Below are 14,646 nucleotides of genomic sequence, written 5' to 3'. Positions count from 1 at the left end.
ACGCTCCGCGTTCGGCTTTGTGGGACGCAGAGCGTCCCGGGCTGCATTCCCACGCAGAGCGTGGGAACGATCAGCGGTGAATCAGCTTCCTTTTTCGCCTTTCTCCCGCGAAGGGTCGTACACCCGGGTCAAGTCACCGCCGAGGCGGAAGGTCTTGAACGGTTGCATCTCATGCTTGCGCTCCAGCACATCCTCGCTGCAGGTGTAGAGGCTGCAGAACGGTTCGAGCCAGGCGAATTTCGAGTCGACCTTCAGGTCCTTCATGTCCTGCTTGTCGCCGTTCTTCTCTTCGAAGATGTCTGGGTCTTCGACCCCGGCCAGCACCCGGTCACCCAAGCGCTTGAGGGCGCCGTTGTTTTCCTGGCGCAGGTCCACACCATTGACCTGGGCGAAACTGGCGATCATCGCCAGTGGCGGCAGGGCATAGTTGTGGTAGGACAGGGCGCGTTGCTTGCGCTTGAGTTCGTTGGGCAGGAAACCGTCGGCATCGACCTGGTTGACGCCGACCTTGTATTCCTTGACGGCCCAATCGAACAGGTCGCGGCGGTTGGTTGCCACGGAGGTGGCCATCACCGACCAGGCGGCCCAGTAGGAGTGGTTGTTGGTCTTGTCCAGCGGCAGGTTGTCCCAGTCGCTGACCACCTGATCGGCCATCCGGCTGAACCAGCCTTCGATCAGTTGCGCCTGCTCCGGGTGATTGGCCAGTGGGCGGGACTCGGAAAACTTCAGGCGCACATAGGCCGAAGCCATGCTACCCAGTGCCCATTTGCGCATGGACTTGCCGGTGTGGTTGAAGTCCTTGGACATCAGCGCATCGGCCTGGGCCCACGCGGTCAGCCAGTTGAGGGTGCATTCCAATTGTTCGGGACGGCCGTCACGCATGAATTGCATCACTTGCTTGCTGACGCCACGCTCGATCTTGGTGATGTCGGCGGTGCTGTCGCGGAAGGCTTTTTCCGATTGCACGTTCAGGGTCGCACGGGCCTTGTCGGAGCCCTCGTACTTGCTGCGAAATTGCAGGGAGCCGGTGTAGGGCGTCGGTGTGGCGTCGCAGCCTTGGGCCGCTTCGCCGGCCTTGACCTTTTCGATCGGGGCGAAGTAACCCTGTGGCGGGCGCAGCGGGGCCGCCGCCTGCGTGGCCCCGGCGAACATCGCCAGGGTCAGCAGGGAAGGCGCCAGCAGCGTTTTCAACGTTCGGGTGCGCGTGGTACTGGTCATGAGACGAGACCTCATTGTCCGATTTGAGCCGTTTGTTCGGCTTGCGGAGATGCGTTGCGTTTACAGATTTTCGCTTCGATCTGCTGCGGCTCTTTACCGGCTTCGGGGCCCTGGACTTCGACAGCCAGAAGGTTTTGCGAAGCCCAGTCCTCGTCGGTGCGCAGCTGGAAGGCGAAACGTCCGTCGGTTTCGGAGGTATCCGGTTTTTCGATCTTGATATCCTCGTGGCGCCCATTCATGTACCAGAGGGTGGCTTGCAAGGTTTTCACCGAGGTGTCGGCGAAGCGGATGTCGACCTGGTGGCTGCCGTTACGCAGATCCATGTTCTTGCTATTGACCATCAATTCGTTCTTGCCTGGCTTGAGCGCGGTCTTGCTGCTCATCAATGCCGGCTTGCCTTCGCAACCGTTGTTGTCCAGCAGCGCCATCATCTGGCGATAGATGGTTTCCTGGTCCAGGCGATACAGCGGCGAGAATTCCCAGATGAGGATTTTCGGCGGATTCTTCTGGAACTCTTCGCTGCCCAGGTACTGGATCATCGCGCCCTCGAAACCGCCGCCGGGGAAGGCTACGTTGAGGATGTCGGCGCCGATGGCCTCTTCCAGGAAGCCGGCGAAGTTGTAGTTCTTGCCACTGTGACTGGTGCCCACGAGGGTGATCTGCGGGTTGCCGGAATCGCTGAACAGGTCGCCGTCGCCAGCCTCGCCCTTAGGCTCGGTGGTGAACTGGTCCATGTACTGGATCGCATAGCTGGTGCCGCACAGCTGCCCGGCCATGTTGTGCAGGGTACCGGTCTTGCCCATGCGACCGGACTTCTTGGTCTCGAACTCACGCTTGGGAATGTCGGCGAAGGCCGGGATCTGCTTGACCTTCTCGGCGACGATCTTGGCCGTGCGCTGGGCGCCGTATGGCGTCCAGTGCTGGTCGCCACGGAAATAGAAATCGTGGGCCGGCAGGGTTTCGGGCAGGCTTTCGTTGGTCAGCGGCGACAGGTCTGGCACCACGTAACCCATCTGGGCGAAACGGCCGAGCATGGATTTGTAGTTGGTCAGGGCTTTCTCGTAGTCGAAAGCGGCCTTTTCCTGTGGGTTGAGCTTGTTGCGGTTCACCAGGCCCCGGGTTGGCTGGTAGACGAGCACCAGTTCGACGCCTTTTGCCTTGAACGCATCGTGCAACTGCTGCAGGCGCTTGTAGCCGGCCGGGGTGGTGTTGAATTCGGTCCGCAGGTCTTCCTGGGTCCGGAACAACCAGTCGCCCTGGGCCTGCACCAGCGTGGTGAAGTTCTGCTGGTAGCGCGTGGTGTAGTTCTTCGCGTCGTGGGCTTCAGGGCACAGGTTGCAGCATGGCTCGGCCGTGAAGCTCGGGGCCTTGGTTTCATCGGCGCGGGCGCCGCTTGCAGCGGCGAGAATGCCGGCAGTCAGGGCGGACAGGCCCAGGAGTTTGATCATCTTTGGGTTCATAAAGGTCATCCTCAGTCCCGCATTTCGGTCTGGCGTTCGACGGGGTCGATCAGCACGGCTTTCTGCTGGCGCACCAGCAGGTCGAGAATTTCATCCTGGCGCTCGCCGAGGATTCCCGAGAAGCTGATGCCGCTGGATTTGGTCGGTGCGAGCATGGACACGCGGTACAGCTCGACGCTCAACGGCGAGTCGATGGACAGCGGGCCGCTGCCGTTGGCAGCCAGTTCGCCGCCGACCACGATCAGCGAGACTTCGGCGTCGAACGGGTCGAGCTTGATGTCACGGTCGGTGTCGGACAGGTCTTTGATGTGGCCGTAGAGGCCGGTCAGGCCGTTGGCCATGGACACGTTTTCGTAGAGGCGGATGTTCACGCTGTTACGAATCCGGATGCCGTGGCGGCGGTTGCTGATCACTTTGTTGCCCCACAGCAGGTTGTCAGCACTCTCATAGAGCGTGATGCCGTCGGTGTGGTTCTTGTAGATCTCGTTGTAGGCGATCAGGTTGTTCACGCTGTTACGGTCGATCACCAGGCCCGAGAGTTTGTTGTCATAGCTGCGGTTGTTGAAAATGAAGCTGTCGTTGACTTCACGGGAAATAATGATCCCGTGCTTCTTCTTGGTCCCGTAGACGGTGTTGTCGGCAATGATCAGCCGATGGGAACGGTCGTGGGGGTCGATGCCGTAGACAATGTTGTCTTTGTAGGTATTGCCCTTGACCACGAAGTCGCGGGTTTCATAGCAGTAGAAGCCGTACCACATGTCCGAGAACTCGGAACCGATGATCCAGCCGGTCGGTTCCGGGCGCTTGAGGACCTTGGCCATGTTCGGCGTGTACTGGGAAATACTCACCCCGTACGACTTACTGTTGGAGTAGCCGAAACTGGCCATCTTGGTGTTGACGATGTAGGTCTCGGTGCCACCCCAGGCCAGCAGGAACGGACGGAATTCCTTGGGTGAACGGAAGGTCGCAGGGCCGTTTTCCTTTTCACGCCAGCCGGTGACCTTGGTGTCGCGGATGAACATATGGCCATCGTTGACCAGGAACGCGCCGCCTTCCTGGGACAGGCGCAGTTCCTGGGTCTGTTTGTCGATTTCCAGGATGCCTTTCTGGCCGACCACGATCGGAATCTTCGCCAGGTAGACACCTGGCGAAGTTTCGATGATGTACTTGGGCAACTTCTTGGCCAGGTCCTTGAGGTTCATGTAGCCATCGTCGACGAAGATGGCCTGTGGGATGCCGTGCTGACGCACGACCCACTCGGCCATCTTGTTGTCACCGCCGATGAAGTCCTTCAAGGCGTTTTCCTGCATCATCCGCCGCACGCTGATCTTGCCGGGCTTGCTGCGCACGATCTTGGCCGCGACCGCTTCGGCCGTATAGCCTTTGAGGTCGGGCAGGGTCGGCGTGGCCAGCTCCAGTGGTGCGATCGGCGCGCTGCTGACGGTGTAGGTCTTGGCTTGTTGCAGACCTTTGACCACGTTGCCCGGCTTGACCACCGGTTCAACGTTGGCGAACGCCGGCGAGCCGGCCAGCAGCATCGCTGCGACCAACAGGCTGATCGAACCTTTCATCGCCTGGCTGTTCCTGAGGTAGCGGTTCATTTCGGGCACTCCCATGGCCATTCGCATCAGAAGCGCCAGATCACGTCGACAAAGGCGCGATGCATGTACGAATCGACCTCTTTGCCGTAGGCGTCGCCTGGCTTGAACACGCCGCCACGAAAGCGCACCAGCGCCGACGGCTCATCAATGGATTGACTCAGCGCGGCCGGTAGCAGGCCTTGCTTGAAGTACTTGGTGACGACCAGATCGACTTCCTGGCCCAGGTCCTTTTCGCCGTCATTCAGCGGCAGGGACGAGGTGGACAGAATCGCGCCGGTCACGTCGTCGGTGTTGTTTTCCACGGCGTTGATGCCGTTGCTGCCCACTGGCTTGTTGCCGTCCACGCGCCAGAACTTGTGATACACAAGGCTGGCGTCGTATTCGTCACGCAGTTGCCAGGAACCGAACAGGCTGGCGCTCTGGGTGTTGGCCATTTCGCCACGGAACGCTTCGCCGAAACGGTGCACGCGCGAGCGGGTGCCGGTGAAGTTCGAGCGGTTGCTTTGCAGGCCGTTCTGTTGGTACTCATCGCTGGCGCGGGCATAGGCCGCACCGACTTGCCATTGCGGGTCCAGACGCAGGCGGATACCCAGGTCAGTGGCCCAGCCGTCCACGTCATCGCTGTGCTTGGCTTCTGTCGGGCGCGTGCCGTCGGCGTTGAGCGGGTTGACGGTGTCGCGCTCGCCGCTCATGCCGGTGAGGCTGGCCCAGTAGTTGACGGTGTTGGTGTTGCGCCAGTTGTAGGCGTCGCTGTTGGCTTCCAGGCCGAGCCAGGAGATGTCGCCGTTCTGGGTCTTGTCCAGGGTGTCGGTGGCTTCGCCCGGGGTCGGGTAATCGAGGCTGCCATTGTCATGGGAGTGGTGGGCGCGGATACCGGCCCACTGGCCTGGCATCCACTGGTAGCCCACGTCGCCATAGACGTGCAGGCGGTCCTTGTCCTTGGGGGACAATTCCTTGAGGTCGGTACGGTACTCGCTGAACCGTTCGGCCACGCCGAGGTTGGCCCGCAGCAAGGTGGTATCGAAGGTCCAGTTCAAGGCTTCGATGTTGGTGTCGCGCCATTGGCCGTCGTCGTTGCGCAGGCGCTGGCGACCGAACTTCAACTGCTCGCCCGGGTAGGGGGTCAGGCCGCGGTAGCCAATCCAGAACTCGCGCATGGCCAGGTAGCTTTTCTTGGCTTCGCGGTCACCGCTGTCGGTTTGCTGGGTGCTGCCATCGGACTGTTGCAGGGTGTCGGTCTCGATGATGTCGCTGGAGGTCACGGCCTGGGCCATGGCGTAGGCGCTCCAGGCGCCGCTTTCGCTTTCACCGTAGACCCATGGACGCAGGTCCAGGCCGACACCGTTGACGTCGCCACCGCTCTGGGTGCCGAGGTCACGGTCATCTTCGGACTGCCCGGTGATCTTCACTTCCAGGCCGAAATTCTTGCTATCGGTCAGTGCCGCCAGGGTCGGACAGGACCACAGCAGGGCAAACGACAGGCCAATACCAGCCTGCACAAAAGGGTTGAGCTTCAAAAGCTTCATAGAGGTTCCTCGCCGTCATCTTCTTTTAGGGCTTGCAGTTCAAGCGTATCGGGGCTCATAGCGCCGCGAATGGCCTGCTCTTGTTGTAGCAGGCGTTGGGCTTGTGCAAGTTGTTCCGGCGGTAATTGTGCTTCGAGGGTTTGGGCAAGCTCGGTGGCTTGCGGGGTGTTCTGCACCTTGGCCAACTGGCTGAACACATAGGCGTTGACCGGGTTGGGCTTGGTGCCCTTGCCCTGGGAGAACAGCTGGGCAATGGCAAAGTCGGCGCTGTTCTGGCCGTTGCGGGCGGCCTTGAGCAGGTGGTCCAGGGCTTTTTGCGAGTACACCTGGCCCAGGTAACCGCGGCGATAGATCTGGCCGAGGTAGTAGTCGGCGGCCACTTCGCGGCCCACGGCTTTCTGGAAATGTGCCTCGGCGACCTTGGCATCGGCCGGGACCCACTTGCCTTCGTAGTAAAGCTTGCCCAGCAACAGCTCGGCGCGCGGCTGGTCGGCGGCGCGGCCGTTTTCCAGGTACTGCATCATCTTGTCGACGTCACCCAGTTCCGGGAAGTCGTAGAGCAGTTGCGCCAGGCTGACCCAGGCAGCGGGGTAGCCAGGGGCGATGCCTTCGAGCAACGACTGGGCGGTCTTTTCATCGGTCTTGCCCAGGCTGGCGTCGGCCAGGACACGGGCGACGCTGTCCACGCGCTGGGCGGATACGACGCCACGGGCGTGACCGTCCTGCATCTGCTTGAGCAGTGCGGCCTGCTGTTCCGGCTGGCCGCGTTTCTGATAGACCGTGGCCAGTTCGACGTAGCAGATGTCCGTGGTCGCCAGCGCGGCCTTGCAGACCTTCTCGACTTCGTCCAGGTGCTGGTCGTAGGTGCCCTGGGTGCGGTAGAGCAGAATCTGCGCCAGGCCCGCTTCCGGATAACCGGCGCTGCGCCATTGGCTGATCTGCTGTTGGGCGTTGACGTTCGGGAAGCTGTGGGGATATTGCAGGTACAGCATCGCCAGCGGGATCAGGGTGTTGCCTTCTCCGTTGGCGAAAGCTTTCTTCAACAGGCCTTCGGCTTCGTGTTTTTCCGCTTCGGTAGAACCGGGCTTGGCCACCAGCAGGCGACCCAGGCGAGCCTGGGCCCGTGGCGAGATATCGGCGGCGGCGCGGTAAGTCGCCTCGGCTTTTTTCATCTGCTCGGGGTCGTGGCTATCCACCTGGATGTCAGCCAGGCCCACCTGGGCCTCGCTGTAGCCCAGGTCGGCCAGCTGCTGGTAGTTCTGCTGCGCCAGCGCCGTGTCGCCGCGCTTGAGGGCTTCATTGGCCAGGCGTTGATCGGGCAGGCCGGCACAACCGGCCAGGCTGACGGCCAGTGCCAGGGCACACAGAGTTCCCATGTGGGAACGAGTTTGCGGCATAGCATCCTGACCGCGTTGATCCTTTCGCGAGCAAGCTCGCTCCCACAGGGTCTGTGGGGTGTTCAGGATTTTTATAATGGTCACGGGCATATCCTCGACTTAAATACCGACGGCCATGGCTTTGTCGATCAGCCAGTTCAGGTTCGGGCCACGGTCGCTGGTGACTTCTACCGGACGGCCGGCCAGCGAGCTGTCCAGGGGTTCGTCAGGTTGGATCAGCACACGGATATCGGAGGACAGGTCGGCACTTTTCAGGCTGGTGCTGCTGACGATCTTGCCGGTACGGGTGGTGTCTTCGCCGGCGACCTGGAAGTTGACTGGCGTACCTGGGCGCACGTCGCCGAACTGGCGATAGGAGAAGCGCGCTTCGACGTTGGCCTCGGTGCCCCGTGGGACCAGTTGGAAGATCACGTCACCCTTGCTTGCGTACTGGCCGTTGGCGACCAGTTGCTGGGACACGATGCAGTCGCACGGCGACGTCAGGGTGCCGGTCATTTGCTTGCCGAACAGTTCCTCGACCTTGGCCGGCTGCAACTGGTTGTCGTCCAGGTGACCCTTGAGCACGTCGAGCATGCTGGTGCTGAAGGTCGCCAGCGGGGCGCCCTTGGCGGCCGCGCCGTCGGCCTTGACCAGGCTCTGCACGGTGCCGTCGCGCGGCATGGTGATGGCCATGCCCGGTACATTCACCAGACCGGCCTGGGCATGGCTGACGAAGTACATGCCGTACACAGACTTGAAGATGAAACCGAACGCCGCGAGGCCAACGACAAAGACGCCCAGGCTGAAGGTCACGGCGCGCAGGCGACCCAAGGCACTCATGCCACCGTTTTCGTCTTTCTGCTTGCGAGCCTTGGTGAAGTTATCGCGCTGCAGGGTCGCCAGCACATCGCCGACACCGACGATGTCGCCGGCCAGGTGCGAGGTAATGATGTGACGCAGTGTCGAGATGTCCCGAGGCTCCAGGTTCTGGAACTGGCAACCGGTGCGGCCGGTCTGGCGGTCGTAGGAACGGATCTGCAATTCCACGTCCATGGCCAGGCCAAGGTTGTCGATGACGAACTGCAGGCGACCTTTGTAGGACTCCCCGGTCTTGAGAGGCATCTGGCCGGCGTTGAAGCTCAGGCCGCCGGCGGACAGGTCCAGGACCTTGACTTCCATCGGCGTACGGTCAGGACCGAAGAAGCGCAGCTTGGCCGGGATTTTGACCCTGGCGTGTTGGCGCTGGGCTTCGGATTCATGCACTACGTTGACATTCACGGCGGTGTTCATAGGGGCGATTTCCTAGTTAATTCATTCAAGTCCGGTCAGACCATCGTCAGCAGCACGGCGACAAAAATGCTGCCGGCGGAGAAGGTCATGGTCCGAGACGACCAAGTGTTGAACCAACGTTGAAAGCTGGCGAGATCACGGGTCAGGTGGGTGGGCTGGCGGGTCCAGGACTGTTGATCGAGGCGGAAGAACACGTAGATCTTCACCAGGGCACCGACGATCTGGTTGTAATAGAGAATCGCCGGGTAGGCAGGGCCGATCCGGTGTCCGGAGCACGACAGCAACAGTGTCAGGATCAACCGCGTGATGCCGATCCACAGCAGGTACACCAGGATGAACGCGGTGCCGTACTTGAAGCTGGCGATCAGTGCCACGGTCAGGCCCAGCAGCGAGGTCCACATCGACACACGCTGGTCGAACAGCACCACCGAGGTGAACAGGCCCAGACGGCGCAGACCCAGGCCCAGTGCCCGGGAGTTCTGCCGCAGGTTGTTGCCGTACCAGCGGAACATCAGTTTTCGGCTGGCCTTGATGAAGCTCTTCTCCGGCGGGTGTTCAACGGTGTTGATCGCCGCATCGGGCACGTAGAAGGTGTCGTAACCCAGGCGCATCAGGCTGAACCAGCTCGACTTGTCATCGCCGGTCAGGAACTTGAAGCGGCCCAGGCGCCAGTGTTGCAGCGAGTCGCTTTCCACGTCGGCGATGAAGTCCGGGTTGGTGACCACGGTGGCGCGGAACACCGACATGCGGCCGGTCATGGTCAGCACGCGCTTGGACAAGGCCATGGAGCACATGTTGATGTGACGCTGGGCGAAACGCAGCTTGTGCCATTCGCTCATGATGTAGCCGCCGCGCACTTCGCAGAACTCGTTGGTGGTCAGGCCGCCGACGTTGCCGAACAGTTGGAACCACGGCACGGTCTTGCGCACGACGCCTTCGGCGAGCACGGTGTCGCCGTCGATCACCGCTACTACGGCGCGGTCGTCCGGCAAGTGGCGGGAGATGGCGCGGAAACCGTAGGCCAGGCCGTCGCGCTTGCCGGTGCCAGGGATACGCACGAAGTCCAGCTTGACCCGCGCTGGTGGGTTCATGCGGGCCCAGAGGCTCTTGACCAGCAGTTCGTCGGACATTTCCACGATGGAGCAGACCACGGTGGTGGGCAGCCCGCATTCGATGGCCTCGCGAATCACCGAGCCATACACCTGGGCGGTGGTCAGCGCATCGATCCGGAAGCTGGTGACCATCAGGTACACATGGGACGGATCCGCCGCCTTGCCCAGCTTGCGTACCTTGCGGCGCAGGTGCGGGTAGACGATGTACAGGAAGATCATGCCGCGCACGAAATGCGTTGCTCCCATGGAGTAACGCCAGATGCCCACGGCGCCGATCAGGAAGATGAAGTCCTTGGATTCGGAGTCGAACGTGGACGTGGGCAGCGCCATGGCGATGCCCATCAATAAACTCAAGTAAAACAGCCAACCGGCGGCCTGAAGCAGGCCGTGCTTTAGCCTGTGCATAATCTGCATCCGTCTCTATCTCGGGCGGGCCTTGTGGGCGGCCCGATGGGTTAAGGCAGGCGAAAGGCCGGCCGGGGCATGCCCCGGCCGGCAAACAGACTTACCAGCAGATGCCTTCGGTCCGGCCACTCGGGTTGGTGGCCTTGGACATGAAGCCGACCAGGTCGATGACCTGCTTGCCTTCCGGTACGTTCTCGGTCAGCGCGCGGAACTTCTCATCGCGGTTACCCAGGATGATGATGTCGGAGCTGTCGATCACCGAGTCGAAGTCGGAGTTGAGCAAGGACGAGACGTGAGGGATCTTCGACTCGATGTAATCCTTGTTCGCACCGTGGACGCGGGCGTATTCGACGTTGCTGTCGTAGATCTTCAGGTCGAAACCCTTGCCGATCAGCATCTCCGCCAGTTCTACCAGTGGGCTTTCACGCAGGTCGTCGGTACCGGCCTTGAAGCTCAGGCCCAGCAGGGCGACTTTGCGCTTGTCGTGGCTGGAAACGATGTCGAAGGCGTTCTGCACCTGGGATTCGTTGCTGCGCATCAGCGAGTTGAGCAGCGGCGCTTCCACGTCCAGGGAACCGGCGCGGTAGGTCAGGGCGCGAACGTCCTTGGGCAGGCAGGAGCCGCCGAAGGCGAAGCCTGGACGCATGTAGTACTGGGACAGGTTCAGGGTCTTGTCCTGGCAGACCACATCCATCACTTCACGACCATCGACGCCGACAGCCTTGGCGATGTTGCCGATCTCGTTGGCGAAGGTCACCTTGGTGGCGTGCCACACGTTGCAGGTGTACTTGATCATCTCGGCAACGGCGATGTCCTTGCGGATGATCGGCGCGTCGAGCTCTTCGTACAGCGATTGCAGAACGTCGCCAGAGGCTTTGTCGAACTCACCGATAACGGTCATCGGCGGCTGGTCGTAGTCTTTGATCGCGGTGCTTTCGCGCAGGAATTCAGGGTTGACTGCGACACCGAAATCGACGCCGGCTTTCTTGCCGGAGCAGTCTTCCAGGATCGGGATGACGACGTTTGCCACAGTGCCCGGCAATACGGTGCTACGAACCACGATGGTGTGGCGGGTGGTCTTGTCACGCAGGACAAAACCGATCTCGCGGCACACGGCTTCGATGTAGTTCAGTTCCAGGTCGCCGTTCTTTTTGCTTGGTGTACCGACACAAATCATCGACAGGTCAGTATCGCGAATGGCTTCGGCGAAGTTGGTGGTACCACGCAGCCGGCCTGTTTGAATGCCTTGCGCCAATAGCTCGCCAAGACCCGGTTCAACGATTGGCGATTTGCCAGCGTTGATCATGTCGATTTTGTCTTTGGCGACATCTACGCCAACTACATCATGGCCCCGTGCAGACAGGCAACCGGCACATACTGCACCGACGTAACCCAAACCAAATATGCTAATGCGCATCGCATTTCCCTCTGTTTTTCACGCCATTAAATGGCCGGAGTTAATAGTGTTCAGCGGTCATAGTGCACTCGGAAGTGTGGAATGCAGGCGCCACAATGCCGTGTGCAGGCATACTAAGTTCCGAGTGTCTAAATAAATGCACTCAAGTTGTGCGCAATGTGGCCTAGTTGTTATGACCTGCCCTGTTATGCAGCCAGTCCTCGTTATCGGGAACGCTCGTGCAAAGGTCCTTCACTTTCGATCCCTGGCAAAAAGCCCACAAAATCAAAAGTTTGTGTGCTCGGGTGAGCACGTTATAGGGGCGCAGCCTTGGCCTTGTAGGGGATAGTAATGGTGCTTTATCTCCCATCCTTTAAGGGTGGATCCAATTAGACGACCGTTTGACTAAGTTGTCGTGACAACTTGGTTAATCCGTTCGTCGTCCTTTGTAAGTTATCTCGTACACGCTCGCCGAGAATCGTTACGGATGGTATGAGCCATGCAATTTCACATAGTTCCGATCCGCTCATCGCGATTTTCGAAATTTTTCGAAATATTATCGAAGATGGCACTGGCCTCAATATGATGGCACTTACCGTTTCGCCCTTTATTAATGGGGAGTTAGAAGGGGTAGATAGTTTTGTGCCACTACCGATGAAAAAAATCGGTGCCACTACGCAAAAAACTGACGAGTGTCGAGTGAAAGAAAAGTTAGCGCAGGGGTGGGGCGATTTATTGGCGCCATGAAAATGGCGAGGTGGGCGAGGAACTAAGATGACAAGTAGGCAGATGATCGAAGCCCCCGATCAGGGGGCGGTATAAGGTTATGCCTTATTCAGGGGCGTGATCGCGCAGGAAAACCAGTTTGTCCCGGCTCGACTGTTGGGCGTTGAAGCGGTAGCCCTGTACATCGAATTGGCTGAGTGCCGCAGGGTCGTTGATCCTTTCCTGAATCACGAAACGACTCATCAGGCCCCGGGCTTTCTTGGCGTAGAAGCTGATGATTTTGTACTGGCCATTTTTTAGGTCGCGGAATTCGGTATCGATGACGCGCGCTTTCAGTGCGCTGCGCTTGACCGCCGAGAAGTATTCATTGGAAGCCAGGTTCAGCAGTACGTCGTCGCCCTGGTCGGCGAGGGCTTCGTTCAACCATTCGCTGATGCGCGTGCCCCAGAAAGCATAAAGGTCCTTGCCCCGGGCATTGGCCAGCTTAGTGCCCATTTCCAGGCGATAGGGTTGCATCAGGTCCAGTGGCCGCAGCAGGCCATAGAGGCCAGAAAGCATGCGCAGATGTTGCTGGGCGTAGTCGAAGTCGGCGTCGCCAAAGCTCTGCGCATCGAGGCCCGTGTACACGTCGCCCTTGAAGGCCAGCAGCGCCTGCTTGGCATTGGTTGGGGTGAACGCCGGTGTCCAACTGCCAAATCGCGCGGCATTGAGGCCGCCGATCTTGTCGGAGACATGCATCAGCTCGCTGATCTGTGCCGGGGAGAGTTCGCGCAGTTGCTCGATCAGTTCCTGGGAATGATCCAGGTACTGCGGCTGGGTAAAACGCGCGGTGGCCGGCGGTGTTTCGTAATCGAGGGTCTTGGCGGGGGAAATCACCATCAGCATGAAATCGTCTCCTTGAGGGTGCGGCGATTCTAGGGGGTTGTCCGGGTGGACTCCAGCTATTGGGGTGATAGGTGATGGATGGGCGAGTATTGACGGGCATTTGTGGTGAGGGAGCTGTGGGAGCTAAGTCTGTGGGAGCAAAGCTTGCTCGCGATGAACGATGACGCAATCTTGCAGATGGACCTTGTCGCCTGCATCGCGAGCAAGCTTTGCTCCCACAGGTCTGCTCCCCAAGTCCTCTGATCACAAGGGTATTGCGCCAGGATCGGCTATGATGCCGCGCGGGTTTCGTTATGGAGACATCCCTTTTGCGTATCGCTCTTCTGTTATCGGCCTGGCTGTTGAGCCTGGGTGCAATTGCCGCGCCCGCGCTCAACGACGTCGCGACCCTGGACCGCAGCACCTGGCCGGAACAACTCACCAGCCCGACGCTGTTCGACGTGGCCTCGCGGGCCGAGATCCTGATGTTCGCCCGGGTCCTGCTGGACGTCGATGCCATGGACGAAATTGCGCTCAAGCAGTACCTGGGGCTGCGTTCGGTCAATATGGTTGCTATCGACGCGCTTCGCGCCCGGCTGTGGCAGCGGTTGTTGGCCAACTACAACTTTGCCCAACGCAGTTGCGATCAGGACGCTTCCTTCTGTTACCTGGTCGAGGACATGGCGACCCTGCGCGAAGAGGCACGCAGATTCCATCTGGATGACAATTCCTACTACATCAAGTGGGCCGCGCCGAGCCAGATCTTTCATACCCAATACCGCGACGAACTGTTGCGTAAAGCCGCGCTTTTTCCGCAAACCAGCAGCGAAATCGAACGTTTCGGCGATTACGAACGCAACGGCGAAGGCATGAACGACCGCCTGTTCCTGCTGACCTTCGACAGCGCCGCCAACGTTGTGCCGGACAACACCCCGTGGTTGGCCGAATACCTGCGCAAGGCGAACATCAATGGCACCTTCTTCGTGCTGGGCAAGGATATCCAGGCGCGGTTGCAAGAGGGCTCGGTCAACAATCTCCAGGCGTTGTATTCGAGACAATGCGTGGGCGTGCAGGGCTGGGAGTTCCGCTCCCACAGTTATTGGCAGGACTGGCAAGACTCGGTCCGGCGCAGTGTCGAGCTGGTCAAGGGCAAGCTGCCCGAAAATTTCGTGCCGCTGTTCCGTCCGCCCCAAGGCCAGCGTCGCGGCGATGCGCAAGCGTTCTTCCAGCAGCAGGGCTTGCAAGTGGCGCTGTGGGACATCGATCCCCAGGACAGCAACAATCGACTCAAGCCTGAGCAAAGCGCCCAGCGTGTACTGACCCTGATGCTGCTGTGGCGTCACGGGGTGATCAATTTCAATGCCAAGCAGGATGGGGTGAAAACGGCGATGCCCTGGTTGATGACGCAGACGGCGCAAAGCGGGATCGGTTGGGCGGACTGCCAGGAAGCGTTTCGCTGAAACCTGAAAAGGCCCGGAAACATTGGGGGACGAGAAAAAACCGGCGCACATTCATGACAACCGGACTTCCGACTTTAACGGCGCAATGGCGGTACGCCAAGGGTTATTCGTCACTCTGAAAAATAAACTTCAAAAAAGCGTCAAAGTGCTTTTTCCTGTCATGGTTTTTGGAGTATCAAGAAGACAGACCGCCGAAACCTGCAACACAGGTG

11 protein-coding genes are annotated in these 14,646 nt (G+C 60.0%); 2 read left to right on the top strand and 9 right to left on the bottom strand.

Annotated elements, in window-relative coordinates:
- Positions 1–81: 81 nt before the first annotated feature.
- The 8 genes from F7R20_RS09910 to F7R20_RS09875 all read right to left on the bottom strand — a co-directional run bounded on the left by F7R20_RS09910 (position 82) and on the right by F7R20_RS09875 (position 11,405).
- Positions 82–1,218 carry a mannuronate-specific alginate lyase gene (locus F7R20_RS09910; protein WP_003205322.1) on the bottom strand — a complete coding sequence of 379 codons (1,137 nt, stop codon included), beginning with the start codon at positions 1,216–1,218 and terminating at the stop codon, positions 82–84.
- A gap of 11 nt (positions 1,219–1,229) precedes the next feature.
- On the bottom strand, positions 1,230–2,678 hold the full coding sequence (locus F7R20_RS09905) for an alginate O-acetyltransferase (protein WP_003205321.1): 1,449 nt from the start codon (positions 2,676–2,678) through the stop codon (positions 1,230–1,232).
- An 11-nt stretch (positions 2,679–2,689) separates the two neighbouring features.
- The gene (algG, locus tag F7R20_RS09900) at positions 2,690–4,279 is read right to left on the bottom strand and encodes a mannuronan 5-epimerase AlgG (RefSeq protein WP_003205320.1); all 1,590 of its coding nucleotides are present in this window, start codon (positions 4,277–4,279) and stop codon (positions 2,690–2,692) included.
- Positions 4,280–4,305: 26 nt separating this feature from the next.
- Positions 4,306–5,796, bottom strand: coding sequence for an alginate export family protein (locus F7R20_RS09895; RefSeq protein WP_027911418.1), 1,491 nt, complete (start codon positions 5,794–5,796; stop codon positions 4,306–4,308).
- Positions 5,797–5,801: 5 nt separating this feature from the next.
- Positions 5,802–7,286: an alginate biosynthesis TPR repeat lipoprotein AlgK gene (algK, locus tag F7R20_RS09890; RefSeq protein ID WP_003205318.1), complete on the bottom strand. Its 1,485-nt coding sequence runs from the start codon at positions 7,284–7,286 to the stop codon at positions 5,802–5,804.
- 15 nt (positions 7,287–7,301) lie between these two features.
- Positions 7,302–8,471: an alginate biosynthesis protein Alg44 gene (locus F7R20_RS09885; protein WP_003205317.1), complete on the bottom strand. Its 1,170-nt coding sequence runs from the start codon at positions 8,469–8,471 to the stop codon at positions 7,302–7,304.
- A gap of 35 nt (positions 8,472–8,506) precedes the next feature.
- A complete protein-coding gene (gene alg8, locus F7R20_RS09880; RefSeq protein WP_003205316.1) occupies positions 8,507–9,988 on the bottom strand; it encodes a mannuronan synthase in 1,482 nt (493 codons plus the stop codon).
- 100 nt (positions 9,989–10,088) lie between these two features.
- Positions 10,089–11,405: a nucleotide sugar dehydrogenase gene (locus F7R20_RS09875; RefSeq protein ID WP_003205315.1), complete on the bottom strand. Its 1,317-nt coding sequence runs from the start codon at positions 11,403–11,405 to the stop codon at positions 10,089–10,091.
- A 471-nt stretch (positions 11,406–11,876) separates the two neighbouring features.
- On the opposite strand from F7R20_RS09875, the gene F7R20_RS09870 reads away from it, so the two are divergent.
- Positions 11,877–12,131: a hypothetical protein gene (locus F7R20_RS09870; RefSeq protein WP_146002231.1), complete on the top strand. Its 255-nt coding sequence runs from the start codon at positions 11,877–11,879 to the stop codon at positions 12,129–12,131.
- Positions 12,132–12,215: 84 nt separating this feature from the next.
- Here the strand turns inward: F7R20_RS09870 and yaaA are convergent, their stop codons facing one another.
- Complete coding sequence (gene yaaA, locus F7R20_RS09865) at positions 12,216–12,995, bottom strand: peroxide stress protein YaaA (protein ID WP_003205314.1); 780 nt, start codon at positions 12,993–12,995, stop codon at positions 12,216–12,218.
- Between the two features lie 308 nt (positions 12,996–13,303).
- On the opposite strand from yaaA, the gene F7R20_RS09860 reads away from it, so the two are divergent.
- The gene (locus tag F7R20_RS09860) at positions 13,304–14,434 is read left to right on the top strand and encodes a polysaccharide deacetylase family protein (protein ID WP_003205313.1); all 1,131 of its coding nucleotides are present in this window, start codon (positions 13,304–13,306) and stop codon (positions 14,432–14,434) included.
- Positions 14,435–14,646 lie beyond the last annotated feature (212 nt).

Source organism: Pseudomonas brassicacearum subsp. brassicacearum (assembly GCF_008801605.1).
Classification (GTDB): Bacteria; Pseudomonadota; Gammaproteobacteria; order Pseudomonadales; family Pseudomonadaceae; genus Aquipseudomonas; species Aquipseudomonas brassicacearum.
The sequence above is the reverse complement of the archived record's forward strand: the minus strand, read 5'-3'. Positions and strand labels throughout refer to the sequence as shown.

What these genes read in the sequence shown, in the direction of transcription:
- yaaA (WP_003205314.1), bottom strand. Translation starts at nt 12,995, where the DNA reads ATGCTGATGGTGATTTCCCCCGCCAAGACCCTCGATTACGAAACACCG.
- F7R20_RS09870 (WP_146002231.1), top strand. Translation starts at nt 11,877, where the DNA reads ATGAGCCATGCAATTTCACATAGTTCCGATCCGCTCATCGCGATTTTC.
- alg8 (WP_003205316.1), bottom strand. Translation starts at nt 9,988, where the DNA reads ATGCACAGGCTAAAGCACGGCCTGCTTCAGGCCGCCGGTTGGCTGTTT.
- F7R20_RS09905 (WP_003205321.1), bottom strand. Translation starts at nt 2,678, where the DNA reads ATGAACCCAAAGATGATCAAACTCCTGGGCCTGTCCGCCCTGACTGCC.
- F7R20_RS09910 (WP_003205322.1), bottom strand. Translation starts at nt 1,218, where the DNA reads ATGACCAGTACCACGCGCACCCGAACGTTGAAAACGCTGCTGGCGCCT.
- F7R20_RS09875 (WP_003205315.1), bottom strand. Translation starts at nt 11,405, where the DNA reads ATGCGCATTAGCATATTTGGTTTGGGTTACGTCGGTGCAGTATGTGCC.
- algG (WP_003205320.1), bottom strand. Translation starts at nt 4,279, where the DNA reads ATGAACCGCTACCTCAGGAACAGCCAGGCGATGAAAGGTTCGATCAGC.
- F7R20_RS09885 (WP_003205317.1), bottom strand. Translation starts at nt 8,471, where the DNA reads ATGAACACCGCCGTGAATGTCAACGTAGTGCATGAATCCGAAGCCCAG.